This window comes from Glaciihabitans sp. INWT7 (genome assembly GCF_014217685.1).
Lineage (GTDB): Bacteria > Actinomycetota > Actinomycetes > Actinomycetales > Microbacteriaceae > Lacisediminihabitans.
The window spans coordinates 2,756,856-2,778,636 of record NZ_CP043653.1 but is presented as its reverse complement, the minus strand read 5'-3'; the positions used below and the strand labels follow the sequence as shown (position 1 = coordinate 2,778,636).

The window sequence follows — 21,781 nt, the reverse complement described above, 5'->3', positions numbered from 1 at the left end:
CGGCACCAGTGCATGCGCGACAACCACGGGGGTGCGCCCCTGATGCATCCCAAACTGCAGGAGATATGCCGGGGGAGAGGTCGGCGCTCAGGGGGTAGGCGGCCCGGAAGATGCCGGCGGTTCCGCAGATGCCGGAGGTTCGTTGCTTGCCGCGGGCGCGGGCGTCACGCCACTGCCGTCGCGCAGGGGCGGTGGAGTGAGTAGCGGTTGCACGCGGGCGAATGGTGCCTGCACCGGGGTGGCCGTCGCATCCGCTCGTGGTCTTCCGGTCATATTGTCGATGGAATTCAGGGGAATCGATTCGAGAGGGTAGACATTCCACCCGTTTCCATTTGTGACCTCTGTGCTTGGCACGAGCATTCTGCCATCGCTCATCGTCGTGAAGTCTTCACCCGGGGGCTTCGCCGAGAGCGGCTTTCCGTTCTGGTCGAACAGTTGCACACCGGTGATCGGGGCGCCGTCCGCGTCATAGGCGAAGATGTTCGTGACCGACCCGCCATTGCGAGTGAGCCCGGCCGGAGCCGGCTCTGGTTGCACGTTCACCGATTGCGCGTAGGCCCAGCCCGACGAGCTGGCAAGCGCGGTCAACAGAAACGGCAGGGCGAGTATCGCCATGACGTTCACGAGATCTCTGACCACATTCATCCAGCGTGGGAGCCAGAGATTGCGCCCCCACTGCACGCTCACAATGGCGAGCGCCGCGAAGATGAACCATCGAAATGGGGTGTCGGGCAGGGCCGAGACGATGCCCCGCCCTCCTGCGATGAGTATGGCTAGTTCGAAGGCCGCCCAGGCGCGGAGCATCCACCAGGCGGGTCGGAGAATGATCGCGAAATCGAGAACGGCACCCGCGATGCGATTTCGTCGGATGCGGCTCGCCGCGAGTGCCTGCAGGAGTCTGATGCTGTCAATCGACCACGGCATCACGCTCTTGGCCGCACGGGGCGGAAGTCCCGCCGCGGAGCGCAGTTCGGTGGCGTAGGCATCTGGATCGCCGAGTTCTTCGTCGAGCGCCTTCTCCGTGAGGTCAGCCTCGAGCCCCTCGGTGAGATCTTCGATCTCCTCGTCGGGGAGGTCATCGAGCCTCCGGCGAACGCGGGCCGCGAAGTCGGCGATCGTCTGGTCGATGGAAGTGGCGGTTGTCATGATTTCTCCCCGATCGTTCGAAGCTGTGGGTGGTGAGTGGTCTGGTCGAGGAGCACCGACATGGTGTCGACGAACTTGGCCCAGCTGGTGCGCTGGTCGGCGAGCATCTGCCGCCCCTGGGCGTTGATGCTGTAGTACTTGCGGTGGGGACCGCCATCGGACGGCGCAACGTAGCTCGAAACGACCCCCGCGGTGTAGAGCCGCCGCAGAGTTCCGTACACCGACGCATCCCCCACCTCGTCGAGTCCGGCGCCCCTCAGCCTCCGCACGATGTCGTAGCCGTATCCGTCATCATCTTTGATGGCAGCGAGCACCGCGACGTCCAGTACCCCCTTCAGTAACTGCGTGGTGTCCATTGATCTCCCTGTCCCAGTGCCCATGAGTCCGACGGATCCCACACTACTGTGCATTGCGCGCTACTGTGTACCACGACATTCCGGCACGCCGGAGCGATCGAATTGCATAACTCCTGCAATGTGGTGCCGCCAGCAGAAAATGCGCAACAACCACGGGGGTGCGCTCCTGAGGCATCCCAGACTGCAGGAGTTATGCCGGGGGGAGCGGGGCTACTTCGCCGGGGAGATGCCCGCGATGCGCGACAGCGGCAGGGTGCGCTCGATCGCGGCGCGGTTGTCGCGGCCGCGCAGGCGTCCACCGGCGACGCTCGTCGGCTCGAGTTGGTAGTCCACGAGCGTGCCGTTCGGCATGGTCACTGTCACCGTGAGAGGCGTCTTGGCCTTGATCGCGGCATCCAGCTGGCGGATCAGCCAGGCGTGGCCCGTCTCTTCGTCCTCCGGTTCACCGCCGAGGCGCAGCCGTTCGATGAGCGCGTCCACCGGATTGATGCCCGCAGCAGCGACAGCCTTGGCGTGACGTTGCCGGCGCAATGCCACGATCTCGCCGGCCGCGTCCTCCGCCGCAACGGGATAGCGCGCGTCGCTCAGCGACCAGAACACCACGTCGAGGGGAAAGCGGCTCTGTACCCGGGTGGCAGAGGTGCGCTCGAAGCCGAGGGAGGAGAGGCTCTGATCCACGAGGATCGTGCCGATGAGCAACTCGTCATCGGAGCGGATGTAGCTGCGGGCATCCGGTCTCGGATCGGCGAGGCTTCCCACCCTCACCTGCCCGTAGCGGCTGGATGCCTCGCCGATGAGGTAGTTGAGCGGCTGCGGGATGCCGGTGAGCGAGATGCCGCCGAGAAACTCCAGGATCGACTCCGCCGTCTCACCCGCGGCCATTGCTCGATTGACGCTCGAGGTGGACACGCGATAGCTCGAGGCGAGCGCGCGACTCTCCACGTCGGCGAGCGACCGCAGCCGGGCATCCACCCGGGGCGTCAGCGGCCCGGGAGCGACCACGGAGAGATCGTGCTGCAGGTAGACCTGCTCGACCTCTGCGGGCAGCAGCGCGGTCATCGCCTGTTCCGCGGGGCGAATGCCGTCGGCGAGCAGCAGGGACCCGGGTCCGGTGGGCGCCTGGTTGGCGGTGATGCCCAGCAGCTCGGCGTCGCGGGTGTAGGCGCCGATCCGTTCGTCCATCCAGTCGCCGCCCGCGGGATAGAGCCAGTCGATGTACCCGCGCAGGCCGGCACCCCAGAGAGCGTGGGTGCGCTCGCCGAGGAGCTGGCGGATGTCCGCGGGCAGGCGCTCGAACCAGGCGCCGCCGAGCGTGGCCCAGCGTGCCCCCGTCGAGCGCTGCAGCCAGGTGGCGCCGCTGTCGGTGATCATCCACGATCCGGTCTCGCGAGCCACCAGCCCGGCACGGTCGGCGACGGCGAGGAAGACGGCGACGGATTCGAGATCGACGCTCATCGCGTGGGCGAGGCGCTTGCTGTCGGGCAGGGCGACACCGCCCTTCGCCAGTTCGCGGGCGGGGTCTCGCTCCACTTCGACGAGCAGCTCCGTGATCGCGGTGATGGCGGCGAAGGCGCGTTCGGCGCCGAGGCGGTCGATGAATCGGCGGTCGACATCCGGCACCGGTTCGAGAGCGGCGGGGGCGTTCGCCAGGGCGAGGTCGGCCAGTGAGGGGAGCCCGAAAGCCGGCCAGGAACGCAACTGGTCGCGGACGCTGCCGTAGGCGGCGAATCGCTGTGTCTCGGACTCCACCAGGAGAAGGGTGGTCGCCCCGGATACACGGTCGGAGACGGATTCGGGCGATACCTCGCGCCCGGAGAGCGCGGAGAGTCGGGTGGCGATATCCGTGGCGGCGGGCGGCCCGGTCTCCTCGGCGAGCTGTCCGATCGCGGCGAGAACCGCGAGCGTCTCCCGGTCGAGGCGCATGAGGGTCTGCTGGATGGACGCGCGGTCCAGGAATGCCTCGGCGAGGTCGAAGAAGTCCTTGATCCCGGAGGGCGAGATCTCCCGTGCCCGCAGAGCGGCGACGAGGGCCGTGTCGTCCATTGCGCGGAGGCGCGTCGCCAAGGACAGGGTGTCACTCATGTCTACCCACCCGTTCCTCGGTCCAGCGGCCCCCGTTCGGTGGCATCAGATCAGCGGCACCGCTGAATCGCTGCGTGCTATTTCTTCGTGCTGGTGTTGCGGGTCGTGCGCGCTGGTGCGGCCGGTACGGATTTCGCCTCGCGACTGCGCCGGATGCCACTGATGACGATCAGCACGATGATGAGGAGGAATCCGATGGGCAGGCCGACACCCGGAAGCAGTGCTACCGCCTGCCAGAATCCCCCCTGGAACTGGTTGCCCGGCAGGCCCGACGCTGTGGCGATGATCACCGTGAGGAAGGCCACTATCGACAGGCCCACGATCCCTGCGATCATGAAGGCCAGCACGCGTTCGTTACGATGAATGGTCACCGGGGTTTCTTTTGCCACAGTCCTAAGGATACGGCCCCCGACTCCCCGTAGGCTTACGGGCACAGCCAAGTGAAAGAGGTACCGCCATGCCCACCGGCAAGGTCAAGTTCTACGACGAAGAAAAGGGCTTCGGCTTCATCAGTTCTGATGACGGCCAGGAGGTCTTCCTTCACGCCTCCGCGCTTCCCGCCGGCACGACGGTCAAGGCCGGCGCCAAACTCGAATTCGGTATCGCCGATGGCAAGCGCGGCGCTCAGGCGCTCTCGGTGCGGGTGCTCGAAGCGCCCCCGAGCCTCGCCAAGCTGAGCCGCAAGCCCGCGGATGACATGTCGATCATCATCGAGGACCTGGTCAAGCTCCTCGACGGGATCGGCACCAACCTCAAGCGCGGCCGCTACCCCGACAGCAAGCACGGCAAAACGATCGCCGCGATGCTGCGCAAGGTCGCGGATGAACTCGATGCCTGATTCGGCGGCATCCTCTTCCACCCCGGAGGTTTCCGCGGTGACTGCTTCTGTGGCGCTCGACTCCGACTTCGACCTGGGCCGCACCGCGTTGCTCGAGATCACCCCGGCCGAGTCCATCGGCGACCCCGCGGGATCGATCGACAGCGGTGACGGAGTGACCACGGTCTACTTCGAAACGCTGCTCTCCGGTTACCCGGGCTGGCGCTGGACCGTGAGTATCGCCCATCTCGAGGACACTCCGGCGAGCGTTCTCGAGACCGAACTCACACCGGGTGACGATGCCCTGCTGTCGCCGGCGTGGGTGCCGTGGGTGGATCGCCTCGCCGACTACACCGCTGCCCAGGACACCGCGGTGGAGGATGACGAGTCCAACGACGAGCTCGATGACGACTCGGACGACGACGATGATGACGACGAGTCGGACGAGTCGGACGAGACCGACGATGACGAATCCGACGACGAGGATTCGGACGATGAGTCCGACGACGACGATGATGATGATGACGACGACCTCGGGAGTGACGTGCTGCACGGCGGAGACCTCGACGGCGTCGATATCGACGACCTCGATGAGCCGGACGAAGACGACACCGACGACGATGACACCGACGACGATGACGCCGACGAAGATGAGCCCGACGACGATGAGCCTGAGGACGAGCACGAGCGCTCGGTCTGAGTGACTCGGGCCTGGTCCCGCCGGGCCGCACCTCGTGGGCCGCAGCCCGGAGCTACTTCGGGCGCTTCGCCGCGTAGATCAATCCGGCGAGTCCGAGCAGGATTCCGACGGCGCACGTCCAGAGGATGGGGCCGTTGCCGGAGTCGCTCAGCGGTCGCAGGAAGAGCAGCACGATGATCGCGGCGATCACCCAGACCGCGAGCCCAACCAGCAGCGGGCGGCGGTCGTCGGTCTTCACCGGCACCGGGTCGGGGCGCCGTTCGGAGTCCTTCAGGAAGAGCCGCATGCTCAGCTGTTCTCCACGACGAACTCGATGGAGGACACGAGGGCCCGCACATCATCCGGCTCGATCGCGGTGAAGGTGGCCACGCGCAGCTGGTTACGACCGAGCTTGCGATAGGGCTCGGTGTCGACGATGCCGTTGGCACGCAGGGTCTTCGCGATGGCCGCCGCGTCGATGCTGTCTTCGAAGTCGATGGTGACGACGACCTGCGAACGGTGGTCGGGGTTCGTGACGAAGGGAGTTGCATACGTGGACGCCTCGGCCCAGTCGTACAGCACCGCGGAGGACTCCTTGGTGCGGGCATCCGCCCAGGCCAGCCCGCCGTTGCCGTTGATCCAGTCGATCTGGTTCTCCATGAGAAGCAGGGTCGAGAGCGCCGGGGTGTTGAGCGTCTGCTTGAGGCGGGAGTTGTCCACCGCGTTCTTGAGGCTGAGGAACTCCGGGATCCAACGCTCGCTCGCCGCGATGCGCTCCACCCGCTCTATCGCGGCGGGCGAGAAGAGGCCGAACCACAGGCCGCCGTCCGAGGCGAAGTTCTTCTGCGGCGCGAAGTAGTACACGTCGGTCTCGGTCGCTTCGAAGTCGATGCCGCCGGCCGCGCTCGTCGCGTCCACCACGGTGAGCGCGCCCGGGTCCCCGGCGGCGCGGATGACCGGGGCCATCACTCCCGTGGAGGTTTCGTTGTGCGGCCACGCGTAGACGTCGATGCCGGGGGTGATCTCGATCTCGCTGCGGGATCCGGCCGGAGCGTCGATCACGATCGGCGCCTTGAGAAACGGGGCACCCGCGGCCTGTGCGAACTTGGAGCCGAACTCGCCGAAGGTGAGGTTCTGGCTGCGCTTCTCGATGAGCGAGAACGCGGCAGCATCCCAGAATGCGGTCGATCCACCGTTGCCGATGACGACCTCGTATCCGTCGGGAAGACGGAAGAGCTGCGACAGCCCGGACTGCACCCGCCCCACGAGGTCCTTGACCGGCGCCTGGCGGTGGGACGTACCGAGGATGCTCGCCCCGGCGCTCGCGAGATGCGCGAGCTGTTCCGGCCGCACCTTGGACGGGCCGCAGCCGAATCGTCCGTCGGCGGGCAGGAGGGACGAGGGAATGGTCAGTTGCGGCATGGGGCCAATTCTATGGGAGCGGTTTCGGCACGGAATGCCGGGGCAGTGCCGCAGGTTAGGCTTACCTGAGAAGCACGCAGCGTTAGGAGGCGACGATGGCCGATCTCATTGACACCACTGAGATGTACCTCCGCACGATCTACGAGCTCGAGGAAGAGAACATCTTCCCCCTCCGCGCGCGCATCAGCGAGCGACTCGGCCATTCCGGGCCCACTGTCTCGCAGACGATCGGCCGCATGGAGCGCGACGGTCTGGTTGTCGTCGAGGGCGACCGCCACCTGGCCCTCACTGCGGAGGGTCGCAGCAAGGCCGTGCATGTCATGCGCAAGCATCGCCTCGCCGAGCGCCTACTGGCCGATGTCATCGGCCTCGACTGGGCTCTCGTGCACGAGGAAGCATGTCGCTGGGAGCATGTGATGAGCGAGTCGGTGGAGCGCCGCATCATCGAGCTGCTCGAGCACCCCACACACTCTCCCTATGGCAATCCCATCCCGGGTCTCGACGAGCTGGGCGACCACGCGGTCGGCCAGTTCTCCGACGGCGTGGTGAACATCGTCAACTACACGCTCGGTGCGGTCGGACCGATTACGGGCGTCATCCGTCGTCTCGGTGAGCCTGTGCAGTACGAGGTGGAGCTGCTCGAACAGTTGCGCACGGCCGGAGTGTTGCCGGGCGCGAAGGCGAGCTTCACCGCCATCGGTTCTTATGTGCTCGTGCAGGTGGAGGGACACGAGGATGGCCTCGAGTTGCCCACCGAGGTCGCCATCCACGTCTACGTGGGAATCTAACAACGCGTTAACGCTTCGTTTCGGTGCGCGCCGTGCCTTCGATTGCGCGTATTTTCTGGGTTACGCTGGGTTTCTTGCAATTCTGAGAGTCGTTTTCGAAAAGAGCCCGATGTCACAGTCACGAGCCATCCAATCCGTGGATGCGCGCGCGTACTTTTTCATACGGCACTACTGTCAGCAACGGGTGGGCTTCCACGCGGGTAATCATCAGGCACTGTCTCACTGACAGTGCCTTTTTGTTTGCCCGAAACCGCCTGCTGACCGCGTTCGACCACGACGCTCAGAACACAAGGTGCATCGATCTGCCTGGAAGCCGTCCAGGCATTTTCGAAAGGATGACAATGCGCACGCTGGTCCTCAATGCGGGCTTCGAGCCCCTCGCCGTGGTGTCGTTCAAACGAGCGCTCGTGCTCGTGATGAACCAGAAGGCCACGATCGTCGCGGCGGATGCCGGGCATCCGGTCTGGGCGGCATCCGGTTCTTACGATCGCCCGTCTGTCATCTTGTTGACACGCTACGTGCGCATCCCGAACAGTCGGCTGATTCCGGTGTCGCGCCGCGGTGTGCTGCGCCGCGACGGGCAGCGCTGCGGATACTGCGGGGGAGCTGCCAACACGATCGACCACGTTCTGCCGCGCTCGCGTGGGGGTGCCGACAGCTGGGAGAACCTCGTGGCGTGCTGCCTCAAGTGCAACAACGTGAAGGGCGACCGCACGCCGGCCGAGATGAACTGGACCCTGCGCGTGCGCCCGAAGCCGCCCCACGGCACGGCCTGGCTGGTGCGCGGGGTCGAGCGCGCAGAGGCCGAGTGGGAAGAGTTCCTGCCCGCGGCATAGCTTGGCTGGCCGAGTAGGCCGTCCGCGGCCGTATCGAGACCCGCTCCGGCTAAACTCGTCACGCCAGCCTCTGTAGCTCAATGGAAGAGCAGTTCCGTCCTAAGGAAACGGTTGGGGGTTCGAGTCCCTCCAGGGGCACCTCGCAAACGCCTCGATCACAGCCCCTGCGAGCTGTCGAAGATGGTTGCGCCCACCCCTGAGCGGCAACGCGCTGCCTTCCGTCGAAGCGACCGCGCTGCGCCAATGGTGTGTGACGGCAGCTCAGCGCACCGTAACCGCAGAGCTCTCGTGCAGTGGGCTGGCGGGGGAGCGCGACTCTCGGTCGGGTTCCTGGCCGCCCGCATCCAGCCGGAAGGGCGGATACACCTCCGTCATCAGCCCGACGAAAGCGACGACGCGGTACGTCCAGCGGCTGAATCCCACCAGGAACTCGAAGAGCGAGGTCGGGTAGCGTCCCGTGATGAGAAGAATGACGCCCGCGATCACGACGAGCAGATTGAGCACCGAGTACCCGCCGACCGGATGCCCGCCCTGCCAGCTCGCGGAGGCATCCCACGGGTAGAGCATGATGATGCCGACGAACGAGCCCACCACAATGAGGTGCGGAATGGCGAGCAGCCATGCGATGAGCACGCGGGGCCGGGACAGCCGCTCGGGGTAGTCGACTTCGAGGGTGGCGGGGTAGTCGGTGGCGGCGAGGGTGAATGGCGGATAGGCGTCGGTGCCGAGCGCCGCGTAGACGGAGAAGCCGACGCGCCAGTTCCAACGCAGCACTCCCACGTTGAAGTCGAACAGGGCACGCGGATAGCGCCCGGTCGCGAGAATCGCGATCCCCGCGACCAGGCTGGTGATCACGAATGCCGTATTGAGCACGACGAGGATCACGTAGTGCGGGATGGCCAGGAACATCTTGACGATCCACAGCCAGCGGGACAGGTGCGGGTCGAGAGTTGCTTCGAGTCGTAGCGGATAAGACATGGTTCTGCTCCTTCGGTTGCGGCTGAGAACTATGCTGTGGTCGATGTCCAGGCAGGCCGCGGTCCTCAGCGGGTCGCCGCGGGGATACCGCGACGCCGACGGACGACCAGCTCGGCGATCGTGAGGTTGATTACCCAGGCGGCCGCCATGAACGTCGTCCGAGGCAACTCGTTGCCGGGCCCGAAGACGATCGTCTCGGGGATGAGGACGATCGCCTGGGTGCCGGCGGCAACAGCGATGGCGTAGGCGCGGGTCATCCACTCCCCGTGGGAGGGGAAGTCACGCTTCACGATCGCGCGTATGCCGAAAGCGATGCTCGCCACCATCGCTGCCCCGAAAGCCAGGCGAATGATGGAGAGGGAGAGGCCCTCGCCGGCGGGGTGCGGGTAGAAGGCAGCCATCCACATGCCCGACAGCGCGGTGAGCAGGCCGGCCGGGATCAGGATGCGACCGGCGATGCGGTGCCAGCTCCGACGGCGCCGCAGCGCGGAGACGAACTGGAACGCACCGAGGATGCTGAAGATCGTGACGCTCACGATGTGGGTCACGACCGGGATCGGCGATTCGAGAAACCGCGCGTTCTTCGCGGTTTCGACGGCGCCGCTGGCGATCTCGTGCAGTCGCACTTCGCCGGCGAGGATCGGGATGAGGGTGAGCAGGATCAGCCCGGCGGGCACCAGCCACTGGCGGCGCGTGCCCGTGATTCCTCCGGCGGTCGGTCTGGCGATGGAGGTGGTCATTTCTTGTGCTCCTTGTGCAGCTCGTTGAGGGAAATCAGCGTCACGCCGAGATCACCGATTCGTCTGAGCAGTCCGTGCAGGGCGGCCTGGTCGGTGACCGGGCCGGTGAGGGTTGTTGTTCCGTCGCTCTCGATGGCGAGCGTGAACCCCTCGAACCAGTCACGCCACCGTTGGTCGAGCTGCCCCTGCAGGCGTATCTCGTACATGGCTCAGGCCGCTGGCATCCGGTTCGACCAGAGAGACCACCCCAGCCAGACGATCGCTGCGCCCATGGGCAGCGCGGCCATGCGTTCCAGGGTGTGCGGCAGCAGCGCGCCCGCGACGGGCGTGATGGCGGCCGCAGCGATCAGCAGGATTCCCGCACCGCGAGACAGCACCCGCGCGCGGATGATCGCGATACCGAACAGCAGCGCACCGCCGACGTAGAGGATGCTGCCGACCAGCGGCACACCGGCGAGGATCCCGAGGTCATTGACCGCCGGATAGCGGCCGAACAGCCCGACGATGTCGACAGCCAGCCGAGGGGCATCGATGGCGATGAGCGGGGCGATGAGGGCCTCGGCGAAGTTGAAGGCCGCCTGTAGCACGAAGAACAGTGCGAGCATCGCGTAGGAAATGAGCCCGAGCAGTCCCAGTTGGCGAAGTTGGCGCAGGTAGATTCCGGCGAAGCCGATCAGTGCGAGAACCGCCTCCGCGAAGCTGAGGATGTGCACGGTCACCCAGCGCTGGGTGGAGAGAGATTCGATGACATCCAGGGGGTGGATGAACTGGATGACGATGTAGGCGGTTCCGGCAAGAGCGGCGGCCACGGCGGCGGCGCGAGTCAAGGTGGCTGAGGTGATGTTCATAGGGGCAACCTACGAACGCACCTGGTGACCCGGCATCACCACATCTGGTGATAGTCAGAGAACGCCGAGTTCGCGCCCCCGCCGCACGGCGGCGGTGCGACCGTTCACGTCGAGCTTCTCGAAGATGTGCCGGGTGTGGGTGCGGAGAGTGTTCACCGAGACGTAGAGTTCGCGCGCGATCTCGGGGCCGGTGAGTTCGGTGGCGAGCAGTCGCAGCACCTGCAGCTCGCGGTTGCTCAGCCCCTGCCTGGCACCGCTCGCCTCGCCAGCCGTGCGTCCGGACAGCGCGCGCAGTTCGCTCACGACCCCGGCCCGACCAGCGCCCTCGGCGGCGACGAGCAGCCGTTCGAGCAGCGCGGCCGCGCGGGGGTCGCCCTGCGCGATCAGCAGCCGCGCCAAGGTGATGTGGGAATACTCGGTCAGGTAGCTGAGCGCATCCTGCGGGGCCAGGCCGAGAGAATCCGCCCACGCCTGCGCCTCGGGCAGGTGCCCCTGCATAATCAGGATGCGCGCCCTCATGGCCGCGATCGATCGGGCCTCGGCGAAGAAACCCCGACGATAGTGCCGCTCAGCCGACTCGAGCAGTTCGAGAGCGGCGTCGAGCTCACCCCGGGACTGTGCGAGGAGTGCTTTCGATACGAACCATCGGTGATGGTGTTCATTCGAAAACGCCGCGTCGCCCAGGGCGGCACCTGCGGCCAGGTGCTCTTCGGCAGCCTCGAGGGCACCGAGCTCGACCAGCACTTCGGCGAAGCCTCCGTGGAGATCTGCGGTGGGTGGGCCACCGGCCAGCGTGGTCGTCGACTCTCGCAACGCCGCCTCGTACGCGCGCCGCGACTCCGCGAGGCGGCCGAGGGGGATGAGCATGTCGGCGAGCACCATCGTCGTGCTCAGGGCATCGGTCAGGTTGCCGGCGAGACGCAGGCTGCGTGATGCGTCGCCGAATGCCTTCACGCCGGCCTCGAGATCGCCGCTGGCCCACTCACCCAGGCCGAGGAGCCCGGCGGCCGCACCCCGCCCGAGGTGATCGGAGGTGCTGGTGAGGGCGAGGGCCCGGGCGGCGTGCCGGGTGATGCCGGCCAAGTCACCGGTGGCGAGCGCGACGGATGCCCGATACAGGCCGATCGTGACGGGGAGCGTGTCGAGTTCCTGGCCGGGCTCCGAGTCGTGCCCGGCTTCGAGGGAGTTCTCCGCGCGGGCCAGTTTCGCCTCGACAGCGGCGACGTCGCCGGAGACCAGCGAGAACCAAGCGGAGAACACCCCGAGCACGGGCCGACGACCGATCGTATCGTCGGGGAGGAGGGCGAGCCATCCGAGCAGCGTCGCGTCTTGCCGGGACTTCCGCACACTCGGAATCGTGGCCTCGATCAGACGCGCGGCGCGGGAGAAATCGGAGGCCGCCAGCGCGTGGGAAACGCCCTCCTCCGGCAGGTTGTTGGCCTCGAACCATCCGCTGGCGCGGCTGTGCAGAGCGGCAACATGCGCGGGGCCACCGGAGAGAAGACGCGCCCGCAGCACGTCCGCGAAGAGGTGGTGGTAGCGGAACCATTCGCGGCGATCATCGAGTTCGACGACGAAGAGGTTCGCCCGTTCGAGCGATTCGAGCATCTCCTCGCCCCCGCTCTGGCCGCTCACCGCCTCGCAGAGTGGCGCGGTGAACCTCTCGAGAATGGCGGTGTCGCAGAGAAACCGGCGCACGTCGAGGGGCGCCTGCTCCAGTACCTCCTCGATGAGATAGTCGATGACGAAACGGTTGCTGCCGGCGAATGCAGCGATGAAGGCGGATGTGTCGGTGCGGTCCCGCATGCTCAGGGCGGCCAGCTGGAGCCCGGCGATCCATCCTTCCGTGCGGGCTTCGAGAGCGGCGACATCGCCGGGGGAGAGCGCCAGGCCCATGGACCGATTGAGGAATGCGGCGGCCTCGTCGGCCGTGAAGCGCAGGTCGGCGGCGCGCACTTCCGTGAGCTCGCCCCGCGCCCGCAGGCGCGCAATGGGCAGCAGGGGATCGGAGCGGCTCGCGATCACCAGGTGCGAGGTCGGCGGCAGATGGTCGAGCAAGAAGACCATGGCGTCGCGCACCGCGCGGTCTTCGATGAGGTGGAAGTCGTCCAGCACCAGAAGGATCTCGTGGGTGCTGGCGGCGAGGTCGTTGACGAGGGCGGTCAAGGTCGCTTCGTTCGGCTGTTCGCCCGCTGGGATCGCCGCGCCGATGGCGGCATCGGCATACTGCAGCGCGGCAACGAGGTAGCCGAAGAACCGCACCGGGTCGTTGTCGCCGGACTCGATCGATAGCCAGGCGACCCGCGTTCCGGCCTCCGACTGGCCGATCCGCGACACCCAATCACCGAGAACGGTCGTCTTGCCGAATCCGGCCGGGGCGGAGATCAGGGTGAGTTTTGCGCCAGACCGGATGCCCGCATCCAGCCGGTCGACGAGTCGCGGGCGGGCGACGGCCTGCGCCCGCGCCAGGGGCACGAAGAGCTTTGTCGCCAGGACCGGCATCGGCATGTGCTCATGTTAGGGCCGCGGGCTCACCGCCGAGATCCCTTCATTGAGAACCCCGACTGCTCAGTAGCATCCGCGTTTCCTATTGGACAGATGGGCGGGTGGAGAGCACGGTAGATCTATGGAATACACGCATCTCGGCCGCTCGGGCCTCACCGTCTCCCGCCTCTGCCTCGGAACCATGAACTTCGGGCCGCAGACGACGGAGTCCGACTCCTTCGCCATCATGGACTCGGCGCAGGACTACGGCATCAACTTCTTCGACACGGCGAACGTGTACGGCGGCGAACTCGGCCGCGGTACGACCGAGACGATCCTCGGCAACTGGTTCGAGCAGGGCAACGGTCGGCGCGAGCACACCGTGCTCGCCACAAAGCTCTACGGCGACATGACGCAGCGGCCGAACGAGGGCAAGCTCTCGGCGCTGAACATCCGTCGTGCTCTCGACGCGAGCCTGTCGCGACTGAAGACCGACTACATCGATCTCTACCAGTTCCACCATGTCGATCGGGACACCCCCTGGGACGAGATCTGGCAGGCGATGGAGACGGCCGTCGCGCAAGGCAAGATCCTGTACGCCGGCAGCAGCAACTTCGCGGGATGGCACATCGCCACGGCCCAGGCCGAGGCCCGTCGACGCAACTTCACCGGGCTGGTGAGCGAACAGTCCATCTACAACCTGCTCACGCGCGACATCGAGCTCGAGGTGATCCCCTCCGCCCAGGGCAACGGCCTCGGGATCATCCCGTGGTCGCCGCTGCACGGGGGACTCCTCGGCGGAGTGGTGCGCAAGGAGCGCGGCGGCAAACGTCGCCTGGAGGGGCGCGCCGCCGAGATGCTCGAGACTCATCGCGACGCCATCGAGCGTTATGAGGACTTCGCCGAGGAGCTCGGCCATGAGCCGGGCGATGTCGGCCTGGCCTGGTTGCTCCACCAGCCCGCGGTGACCGCGCCCATCGTCGGACCGCGAACCATGGACCAGCTGGATGCCGCGGTGCGCGCGCTCGACGTCACGCTCGACGCTGCCGCCCTCGCACGTCTCGACGAGATCTTCCCCGGTCGCAAGACTGCGCCCGAAGACTACGCCTGGTAACCCGTTCAGCAGAAGAGAGAGACCCGAGAACATGAAGACACGAACCATCGGCGATGTGCAGGTCAGCGAGATCGGCCTCGGCGGCATGCCCATGTCCATCGAAGGGCGGCCCGACGAGGCCCGCTCCATCGCAACCATCCACGCGGCACTCGACCTGGGCGTGACCCTCTTCGACACGGCGGACGCCTACCATCTGACCGCGACGGATGTCGGCCACAACGAGTCCCTCATCGCAAAGGCGATCGCCTCCTGGGGTGGGGACACGTCGGCCGTGCTCGTCGCCACCAAGGGCGGACACCTGCGCCCGGGTGACGGCTCCTGGACCCAGAACGGCCGACCCGAATACCTGAAGCAGGCGGCTGAGGCATCGCTGAAGCGCTTGGGCGGCGACGCGATCGGCCTCTACCAGTTTCATCGGCCCGACTCCGAGGTTCCCTACGAAGACTCCGTCGGAGCGATCCGCGATCTGCTCGATGCCGGCACCATTCGACAGGCGGGGATCTCCAACGCCAACCCGGAGCAGATCCGACTGGCCAACGAGGTGCTCGGCGGCCGACTCGTGTCGGTGCAGAACCAGTTCTCGCCGGCCTTCCGCAGCAGCGAGCCGGAACTCGAACTGTGCGCTGAGCTCGGCATCGCATTTCTGCCGTGGAGCCCGCTCGGAGGCATCACCTCCGCCGCATCGCTCGGCGACAGGTTCGCGGCGTTCGGAAAGGTGGCGGCCGACCGCGGCGTCACCCCGCAGGTCGTGTGTCTCGCCTGGGAGTTGGCGAAGTCGCCTCGGGTGATCCCGATCCCCGGCGCGTCTCGACCGGAGAGCATCACCAACTCGGTTCAGGCGGCCGAGGTCACCCTGACCGCCGACGAGCTCTCGATGCTCGACGGAGCCTGAGGGCTCTCCTCGAACAACTGGTCGAGGAATGCGGTGGCGGCCGGACTCGGTTCGTCCGCCATCGCGACGGCGACCGTCCAGTGCGGCACGTTCTCGGGCAGCGGCACGGCGCAGAGGGTGCCCGGACGCTTCGCGGCGAAGCTCGCCGGCACGATCGCGACCCCGAGGTTATAGCCCACGAGGTCGAGCAGCGGATGCACGTCATTGACCTCCATCGCGGTGCGGTAGTCGTATCCCGCCGCCGCGAACGCCCGGCGCGCCAGCACGTGGGCGCCCCACCCGGGCTGGAAGCCGATCATCGGCTGGTCGTGCAGCGACTCGATGTCGACCACGCTCCGTGAGGCGAACTGATGCTCCGGGTGGCACAGCACCACGAGCTTCTGTGAGCTCACCGGACGCAGTCGCACCCCCTGCGGGGCGAGACCGGTCACCACGACCAGGGCCACGTCCCGGAGCCCGCTCGCGACGCTCTCGAGCTGATCGACGGATCCCTCGTAGCGCAGCCGCACCTCGACGCCGGGGTTCGCGAGCCGGAATCGCCCGAGTTCCGCGGGGAGGTCGATCGCACCGATGCACGGCTCCGCGCCGACGGTGAGGCGCCCGCGCACGAGGCCGCGCACCGCTGCGACCGCGTTCTGCGCGGCGGCGGCGCTCGCGAGAGTGCGGATGGAGTCGGCGAGCAGCGCCTGCCCGGCGGCGGTGAGTTCGACGCGGCGCGTGCTGCGGACGAACAGCGAGATGCCGAGCTCGGTTTCGAGGGCCCTGATGGACGCGGAGAGACCCGACTGCGAGATCTGAAGCAGCTCGGCCGCCCGGGTGAAGTGCCTCTCATCGGCGACGGTGACGAAGTGTTCGAGTTGACGCAATTCCATTCAGTGACTTTAGCAATGAATGGATATCCGGCCAGAAGTCGGCGGTCTTCTCTGGCGCCCGGTCCAACCAACGCGGGGCGCGCGGCCGCCGGCGCCCGGTCACCCCCAGCGACCCACCTCACGAAAAGTGCGAACCCCCGCTACGCTCGACTGAGGTGAGCCGGGAAGTCTGGTCGGCGCAGCAGGACTGCTGCCAACTTCTGAGGGGACCCCATGCGCGCATCCGATCTTCAAGTCAGCCTTCCGATGGTCGCGCGGGAAACCACCGCGTTGGAGGCCGCGCGTGCCATCGCCGCCGACGACCTCGTCGGTCTGGTGATCGCCGATTCGGCCGGTGTGCCCTCGGCCGTGGTCTCCGCGGTCGACGTGTTGGGCCTCCTGGTGCCCAGCTATGTGGTCGACGACATGGCGCTCGCCGGAGTGCTCGACGAACAGGCGGCCGAGGAGGTCTGGGCGAAGGCGGGCCAGAACACCATCGGGCAGCTGATCGACGATGACCGGGTTCACATCTACGAACTGCTGCGAGTGGATGCGGATGACACGATCCTCGAGGTGGCGGCGCGCATGGCGAACGCCCGGGCCCAGATCGCCCTCATCAAGGGATCGAGCGGGTCCGACGCCCAGTTCGTCACGCTCACGGCGCTGATGGATTCCATCCTCACGTTCTGTGCACCGTCCGACACTTCGCACGACGACGCATGAGTATCCAGGTCATCCTGGCGCTTGCGGTCTTCGTCGGCGCCTACATCCTCATCGCGACCGAGAAGGTGCCACGCGTCACCGTCGCCCTCGTCGGCGCCGGTCTCATGGTGATCATCGGCGCGACCGATAAGAAGGGGATCTTCTTCTCCCAGGAGAGCGGAATCGACTGGAACGTCATCTTCCTGCTGCTGGGCATGATGATCATCGTCGGCATCCTGCAGCAATCGGGTCTGTTCGAGTTCCTCGCGATCTGGGCGGCGAAACGGGCGAAGGGCCGACCCTTCGTCATCATGGTCATGCTGGTGCTGATCACCGCCGTGCTCTCCGCGTTCCTCGACAATGTGACGACGGTTCTGCTCATCGCCCCCGTCACCCTCCTGATCTGCGACCGACTCAACATCTCGCCGATTCCCTTCCTCATCGCCGAGGTCATGTCCAGCAACATCGGAGGGGCGGCGACGCTGATCGGCGATCCGCCCAACATCATCATCGCCAGTCGGGGCGGCCTCAGCTTCAACGACTTCATCGTGAACGTCGCGCCGATCATCGTCATCCTGCTCGTGGTCTTCATCGGCCTCTGCTGGCTCATGTTCCGCAAGCAGCTCAGCTTCGATCCGGCTCGGGTCACGCGGGTGATGGCGCTCAATGAGCGGGAGGCGATCCGTGATGTGCCGCTGCTCGTCAAGTCGCTGAGCGTGTTGGCGCTGGTGATCGCCGGCTTCATCCTTCACTCGCTCGTCAACCTCGAGCCGGCGATCGTCGCACTGCTGGGGGCCGGGCTTCTCGTGCTCATCACCCGGCTCGAGACCCGCAAGATCTTCGCGGATGTCGAGTGGCAGACACTGCTCTTCTTCGCCGGTCTCTTCATCATGGTGGGCGGGCTGGTGAGCCTCGGAGTGATCGAAGCCGTCGGCCAGGCGGCGATCGAGGCCGTGGGCACCAACTACCTCGGTGCGACGGCCGGGCTCCTGTTCGGCTCCGCCGTGTTCTCGGGCATCGTGGACAACATCCCCTATGTCGCCACTCTCGCGCCGCTCGTCAACGACCTGGTGCAGGCCGGTGGCCAGCCCGCCCAACCGCTCTGGTGGGCGCTGACGCTCGGCGCAGACCTCGGCGGCAACGCCACCGCGGTGGGAGCCAGTGCCAACGTGGTCGTGCTCGGCATCGCGATGCGCAACGGTCATCCCATCTCTTTCTGGACATTCACCAAGTACGGGCTCATCGTGACCGCCGTCACGGTCACGCTCTGCCTGCCATACCTCTGGTTGAGGTACTTCGCCTGAGCGAGGGCGGCACCTCCGGCTCTGGTGCCCGCATCGCCTCGGAATGACACCGGGGAGCCGCCTCCCCGACCGGTGAGGCCGCGGCGAACCCGTCGGGGCACGCCTCCGGGCGATCACCGGCGCGCGGGATGTGGCGAGATCACCGGACTCCGAGATCGTGACGGTGATACTGGCTCTCGAGCGGCACAGCTCCGATCGGAAGACACGGCTGCCAATACGGCCGAAGAGAGCGGCGCCCCCGATCCCGAAATGGGGGTGAACGAAGCGTTCCCGGTGCCGCTAGCGTGAGTCTTCGGGGGTACGGATGAGTTTGTCTCAGGAGGAGGGTGCGCGAACGGACTTCGCGGGCATCCAGGCACTGTCATCTCGAGCGGCCGGATACGCGGTCGCCGAGAAGTGCCTTCAGGTGCAGGCTGATGCCGAGGCGCTCGATCCCTCGCTGCGAACGACGGATCGCCTCACCCTCGCCGACGAGGCCTGGTCCTGGTACACGGGCGCACTCGCGGAGATCGAGGTCGGCGCACTGCTCGCGAGTCTCGGACCGGACTGGTTCGTGCGACACGCGGTTCCCATCGGAGCGGGCACGAAAGACGTCGACCATCTGGTCGTCGGCCCTGGCGGAGTCTTCGCCATCAACACCAAACATCACGCCGGTGCCTCCGTATGGGTGGGTGACGTCGTGCTGCGCATCAACTACGCGAACACGAATCATCTGCGTCAGGCGCTCGCCGACGGCCAGGATGTGAAGCGGCGACTGACCGGGAGGGTCGAATTCCCTGTGCCCGTGAGATCCGTTGTCGCGATTCTCCATGCGCGGAGCATCACCGACAAGCGCGAGTCGACCGACCGCCCCGTCGCGGTCATCGACGCGAAGCGGCTGGCCTCCTGGCTCGTCGACCAGCCCCAGCGGCTCAGCGCAAACCAGCTCGAGCTGATCAAGCTGGCCGCCGAGGAACCCGCCACCTGGCACCGTGACCCCCGTGCCGCCGACACGCTGCGGGTGATGCAGCGCTTCGAGCGACTCGTCGACCAGGTGGGCACGCCCGCTCCTCCGGTGAGCGAGCAGGCGCGCACCCGAGCCGCGGCAGCCCGCCCGGCTTCGCGCCCGACCACACGCGTACGGTCTGCACCGCGCCGACGCACGGCCGCTCGCCCTCGGCCCACTGGCCGAACCGCCGTCGACCTGATCAGGCTGTGGATGTCCATCGCCGTCGTGGTCGTGGTGATCTTCGTGATCCGTGACCTCGCGAATCAACCGTGCACGACGCCGCTCGGCTGCCTGATTCCGTCCATCTATCTCGGATTCAAGCCCCTGCTCCAACTGTTACTCGTGGCGACGGTCGGCGTCGGGATCATCCGAACGCTCGGCTGGATGCTGCGGCTCGCACGGCGCTGACTCCCGTCAGGGTCGCGCCAGTCGCCATCACCCACGAGCGCGATGGGCGGATCGTCAGCGTCGCCGGGCGGTCACCAACACGTGCAGCAACGGAAGCGTGGACGCGGCCATCAGCACCCAGCCGAGCGTCTCATCCGTCGGGCGCTGCAGCACCCCGGCGATGAGCAGCGTCGCGAAGACGAGCGCGGAGGCGAGGCGACTCACGGAGCGCTCGATCGACCGCAGGCGGCGGTCGACCTCCGGGGCACGCACGGCGACCTGTCCCCGGTCGAGGCGGGTGGCGAGTTCATCGAGGCGCCGCGGAAGCCGAGCGAGGGTGTTCGCGTAGGTCACCGCCTGCTGGCCGATGCCGCGGAGCGCGTTGCCACTGGTCGAACTCAGCACGGTGCGGGCGAAGGGGTCGACCGCATCCCACATGTTGAAGTCTTTATTGAGGGCGCTCGTCACCCCCGAGATGAGGGAGATGCTCCGCACCAGCAGCAGGAAGTTCTCCGGCAGCTGGAATGGCAGGGCACGGATCGTCTCGCCGAATCCCCTCGCGAACTTCTCCAGCTCACGCGGGTCGACGGTCTGCAACTCGGCGACACCCATGCCGCCGAAGCGGTCGAACAGGGCGGTCATGGCCCGCTCGAGTTCGTTGGTGTCCGCCGTCTTGAGCAGCACCCCGAGGCGTTCGAGGGAGGCGACAAGGGCGCGACCGTCCCGGCCGACCGCGGCGAGGATGAAGTCTCGAAGGCCGCTCCGAAGCGAGTCGGAGATCTCGCCCATCATCCCGAAGTCCACGTAGGTGAGGCGCCAGTCCTCGTCGGTTCCGGGCCTTCCCGGCGTGATGAAGATGTTGCCCGGATGCGGATCCGCGTGGAAGAACCCGGCGACGAAGATCTGCTGGAACGTGGATCGCGCGAGCTCCTGTGCGACCTCCGCCGGGTCGATTCCCGCAGCGCTGAGGCCCGCGACATCCGAGATCTTGATCGCGGTCACATCCGACAGCGTGAGCACGCGAAGGGCGCTGCGGTCCCAGACGATGACAGGTGCGCCGATGCGCGCGTCGCTCGCGAAATCCTCCGCGAAGCGCTCGGCGCTCGCGGCCTCGTGCAGGTAGTCGATCTCCTCCAGACTCGTCGCGGCGAACTCCTCGACCAGCGCTGGAGCGTCGGCGCGGTTCGACACCAGTTTCACGTGGGAGAGCCAGCGGGCCACCCGACGGAGCGCCGCGAGATCGACCTCGACGATCTTCTCGATGCCCGGTCGCTGCACCTTCACGACGACGTTCTCGAAACCGACGTCCGCGGCGATCCCCGCGGTCAGACGAGCGCGATGGGCCTGGCCGAGGGATGCCGCGGCGATGGGAATCTGCTCGAACGAGGCGTAGGCCTGCTCAAGCGGCATCCCCAGTTCCCCTTCGGCCTGGCGGCGGATGCTCTCGAACAGCTCGGGCTCAACCTCATCCTGCAACCCCTCGAGCTCTTTAGTGATCTCGGGCGGAAGGATGTCGAGGCGCGACGACAGGAACTGGCCCACCTTGATCATCAGTCCGCCGAGATCGGCGGCGAGCACGTAGAAGCGACGGGCGATGCGCTGCACCCGCTTGGTGCGGCTGCGGGCCGCGAGTCGGCGCAGACCGAATCGTGGCAGAACGAGCTCGAACCACCAGGTCTGCGCCAGTGCGGACGCGGAGAACCGCATGATGCGGCGATACCGCGCGCGGTAAGCGGGGTCTATCTGCGATGCAGTGCTGGTGCCGCGATCGGGCGGCATGCCCTCAGTCCTCGGCGAGGATGGAGTAGAGCGTGCGGCGTGCCTCGTCGATGGCGGCGACGGCGCGCTCCCTCTGCTCTGCGGTGCCGCTCTGCGCGACCTGCGCGGCAGCCTGGGCGAGCTTCGCCCCGGCCTTCGGCAGGGCGGTGTTGCGGTCTGAGTTCCACGATCGGCGCGGCTCCCAGGGCGTCGGGCCGCTGGAGAACTCGGCGGCGGCTTCCTTGCCCGCTTCGGTCAGCGAGTAGACCTTGCGCTCACCGACCTGTTCCGAGCTGACGAGTCCCTCGTCGGAGAGCAGCTGGAGCGTGGGGTAGATGGAGCCGGCGCTCGGCTTCCACGCACCGTTGGTGCTCGCCTCGATGGACTGGATGATCTGGTAGCCGTGCATCGGCTCCTTGGCTAGGGCGATGAGGATGGCGGTGCGCACGTCACCGCGGCCCATCCGGCCGGTCTGCCCCGGCTGCCCGGAGTTCATGTATCCCGCCATGCGGGGGAAGTTCTCGCGAAGGCCGTCGACGGCCTCCCACAGGTCGAAGCCGGCGGAAGATGGGGTGCGCATGTTGTGTCCTCTCTGGACGGATGTGGCCA

The 21,781-nt window shown here is 66.9% G+C and carries 23 protein-coding genes and 1 tRNA gene; 10 read left to right on the top strand and 14 right to left on the bottom strand.

Features of this window, described 5'->3' with window-relative positions; translation table 11 throughout:
- Positions 1 to 87 precede the first annotated feature (87 nt).
- The 4 genes from F1C58_RS13370 to F1C58_RS13355 all read right to left on the bottom strand — a co-directional run bounded on the left by F1C58_RS13370 (position 88) and on the right by F1C58_RS13355 (position 3,955).
- Entirely contained in the window at positions 88 to 1,146 is a 1,059-nt protein-coding gene (locus F1C58_RS13370; protein ID WP_185201563.1) for a hypothetical protein, read from the bottom strand.
- Positions 1,143 to 1,502: a PadR family transcriptional regulator gene (locus tag F1C58_RS13365; RefSeq protein ID WP_185201562.1), complete on the bottom strand. Its 360-nt coding sequence runs from the start codon at positions 1,500 to 1,502 to the stop codon at positions 1,143 to 1,145. Before F1C58_RS13365 ends, F1C58_RS13370 begins: the two co-directional genes overlap by 4 nt.
- Positions 1,503 to 1,712: 210 nt before the next feature.
- The gene (locus F1C58_RS13360; protein ID WP_185201561.1) at positions 1,713 to 3,584 is read right to left on the bottom strand and encodes a helicase-associated domain-containing protein; all 1,872 of its coding nucleotides are present in this window, start codon (positions 3,582 to 3,584) and stop codon (positions 1,713 to 1,715) included.
- Positions 3,585 to 3,661: 77 nt separating this feature from the next.
- Positions 3,662 to 3,955: a hypothetical protein gene (locus F1C58_RS13355; protein ID WP_185201560.1), complete on the bottom strand. Its 294-nt coding sequence runs from the start codon at positions 3,953 to 3,955 to the stop codon at positions 3,662 to 3,664.
- 86 nt (positions 3,956 to 4,041) lie between these two features.
- Between F1C58_RS13355 and F1C58_RS13350 the strand changes: the two genes are divergently transcribed.
- Positions 4,042 to 4,422 carry a cold-shock protein gene (locus F1C58_RS13350; RefSeq protein WP_185201559.1) on the top strand — a complete coding sequence of 127 codons (381 nt, stop codon included), beginning with the start codon at positions 4,042 to 4,044 and terminating at the stop codon, positions 4,420 to 4,422.
- A gap of 37 nt (positions 4,423 to 4,459) precedes the next feature.
- Complete coding sequence (locus F1C58_RS13345) at positions 4,460 to 5,101, top strand: DUF3027 domain-containing protein (RefSeq protein WP_255461114.1); 642 nt, start codon at positions 4,460 to 4,462, stop codon at positions 5,099 to 5,101.
- A gap of 52 nt (positions 5,102 to 5,153) precedes the next feature.
- Here the strand turns inward: F1C58_RS13345 and F1C58_RS13340 are convergent, their stop codons facing one another.
- Together F1C58_RS13340 and serC are read right to left on the bottom strand one after the other, a co-directional pair.
- A complete protein-coding gene (locus tag F1C58_RS13340; protein WP_185201557.1) occupies positions 5,154 to 5,387 on the bottom strand; it encodes a DUF2530 domain-containing protein in 234 nt (77 codons plus the stop codon).
- A gap of 2 nt (positions 5,388 to 5,389) precedes the next feature.
- The gene (gene serC, locus F1C58_RS13335; protein ID WP_185201556.1) at positions 5,390 to 6,502 is read right to left on the bottom strand and encodes a phosphoserine transaminase; all 1,113 of its coding nucleotides are present in this window, start codon (positions 6,500 to 6,502) and stop codon (positions 5,390 to 5,392) included.
- Positions 6,503 to 6,597: 95 nt separating this feature from the next.
- On the opposite strand from serC, the gene F1C58_RS13330 reads away from it, so the two are divergent.
- From F1C58_RS13330 to F1C58_RS13320, 3 genes are all read left to right on the top strand, one after another.
- A complete protein-coding gene (locus F1C58_RS13330; RefSeq protein ID WP_185201555.1) occupies positions 6,598 to 7,290 on the top strand; it encodes a metal-dependent transcriptional regulator in 693 nt (230 codons plus the stop codon).
- Between the two features lie 341 nt (positions 7,291 to 7,631).
- Positions 7,632 to 8,126: an HNH endonuclease gene (locus F1C58_RS13325; RefSeq protein ID WP_185201554.1), complete on the top strand. Its 495-nt coding sequence runs from the start codon at positions 7,632 to 7,634 to the stop codon at positions 8,124 to 8,126.
- 66 nt (positions 8,127 to 8,192) lie between these two features.
- Positions 8,193 to 8,264, top strand: a tRNA-Arg gene (locus F1C58_RS13320).
- Positions 8,265 to 8,387: 123 nt separating this feature from the next.
- On the opposite strand, the gene F1C58_RS13315 is transcribed toward F1C58_RS13320, so the two are convergent.
- From F1C58_RS13315 to F1C58_RS13295, 5 genes are all read right to left on the bottom strand, one after another.
- The gene (locus F1C58_RS13315; protein WP_185201553.1) at positions 8,388 to 9,104 is read right to left on the bottom strand and encodes a DUF4389 domain-containing protein; all 717 of its coding nucleotides are present in this window, start codon (positions 9,102 to 9,104) and stop codon (positions 8,388 to 8,390) included.
- Positions 9,105 to 9,169: 65 nt separating this feature from the next.
- Positions 9,170 to 9,844, bottom strand: coding sequence for a DUF2306 domain-containing protein (locus F1C58_RS13310; RefSeq protein ID WP_185201552.1), 675 nt, complete (start codon positions 9,842 to 9,844; stop codon positions 9,170 to 9,172).
- A complete protein-coding gene (locus F1C58_RS13305; protein ID WP_185201551.1) occupies positions 9,841 to 10,050 on the bottom strand; it encodes a hypothetical protein in 210 nt (69 codons plus the stop codon). Before F1C58_RS13305 ends, F1C58_RS13310 begins: the two co-directional genes overlap by 4 nt.
- A 3-nt stretch (positions 10,051 to 10,053) precedes the next feature.
- The gene (locus tag F1C58_RS13300) at positions 10,054 to 10,692 is read right to left on the bottom strand and encodes a hypothetical protein (RefSeq protein WP_185201550.1); all 639 of its coding nucleotides are present in this window, start codon (positions 10,690 to 10,692) and stop codon (positions 10,054 to 10,056) included.
- Between the two features lie 54 nt (positions 10,693 to 10,746).
- The gene (locus F1C58_RS13295; RefSeq protein WP_185201549.1) at positions 10,747 to 13,200 is read right to left on the bottom strand and encodes a LuxR C-terminal-related transcriptional regulator; all 2,454 of its coding nucleotides are present in this window, start codon (positions 13,198 to 13,200) and stop codon (positions 10,747 to 10,749) included.
- A 118-nt stretch (positions 13,201 to 13,318) separates the two neighbouring features.
- Here F1C58_RS13295 and F1C58_RS13290 point away from each other — a divergent pair, with 118 nt between their 5' ends.
- Positions 13,319 to 14,290 (top strand): aldo/keto reductase, encoded by a 972-nt coding sequence (locus F1C58_RS13290; RefSeq protein ID WP_185201548.1) that lies wholly within the window; start codon positions 13,319 to 13,321, stop codon positions 14,288 to 14,290.
- 31 nt (positions 14,291 to 14,321) lie between these two features.
- Positions 14,322 to 15,182, top strand: coding sequence for an aldo/keto reductase (locus F1C58_RS13285; protein ID WP_185201547.1), 861 nt, complete (start codon positions 14,322 to 14,324; stop codon positions 15,180 to 15,182).
- Here F1C58_RS13285 and F1C58_RS13280 read toward each other — a convergent pair.
- On the bottom strand, positions 15,125 to 16,054 hold the full coding sequence (locus F1C58_RS13280; RefSeq protein ID WP_185201546.1) for a LysR family transcriptional regulator: 930 nt from the start codon (positions 16,052 to 16,054) through the stop codon (positions 15,125 to 15,127). The genes F1C58_RS13285 and F1C58_RS13280 overlap by 58 nt on opposite strands.
- A 213-nt stretch (positions 16,055 to 16,267) precedes the next feature.
- Here F1C58_RS13280 and F1C58_RS13275 point away from each other — a divergent pair, with 213 nt between their 5' ends.
- The 3 genes from F1C58_RS13275 (at position 16,268) to F1C58_RS13265 (ending at position 19,435) form a co-directional block, all read left to right on the top strand.
- Positions 16,268 to 16,756: a hypothetical protein gene (locus F1C58_RS13275; protein WP_185201545.1), complete on the top strand. Its 489-nt coding sequence runs from the start codon at positions 16,268 to 16,270 to the stop codon at positions 16,754 to 16,756.
- On the top strand, positions 16,753 to 18,039 hold the full coding sequence (locus F1C58_RS13270) for an SLC13 family permease (RefSeq protein ID WP_185201544.1): 1,287 nt from the start codon (positions 16,753 to 16,755) through the stop codon (positions 18,037 to 18,039). The genes F1C58_RS13275 and F1C58_RS13270 overlap by 4 nt, the downstream gene beginning before the upstream one ends.
- Positions 18,040 to 18,343: 304 nt before the next feature.
- Positions 18,344 to 19,435 (top strand): nuclease-related domain-containing protein, encoded by a 1,092-nt coding sequence (locus F1C58_RS13265; protein WP_185201543.1) that lies wholly within the window; start codon positions 18,344 to 18,346, stop codon positions 19,433 to 19,435.
- Between the two features lie 54 nt (positions 19,436 to 19,489).
- Here the strand turns inward: F1C58_RS13265 and F1C58_RS13260 are convergent, their stop codons facing one another.
- Together F1C58_RS13260 and F1C58_RS13255 are read right to left on the bottom strand one after the other, a co-directional pair.
- The gene (locus F1C58_RS13260) at positions 19,490 to 21,193 is read right to left on the bottom strand and encodes an AarF/ABC1/UbiB kinase family protein (protein WP_185201542.1); all 1,704 of its coding nucleotides are present in this window, start codon (positions 21,191 to 21,193) and stop codon (positions 19,490 to 19,492) included.
- A gap of 4 nt (positions 21,194 to 21,197) precedes the next feature.
- On the bottom strand, positions 21,198 to 21,752 hold the full coding sequence (locus F1C58_RS13255; protein WP_185201541.1) for a PadR family transcriptional regulator: 555 nt from the start codon (positions 21,750 to 21,752) through the stop codon (positions 21,198 to 21,200).
- Between the last annotated feature and the right edge of the window lie 29 nt (positions 21,753 to 21,781).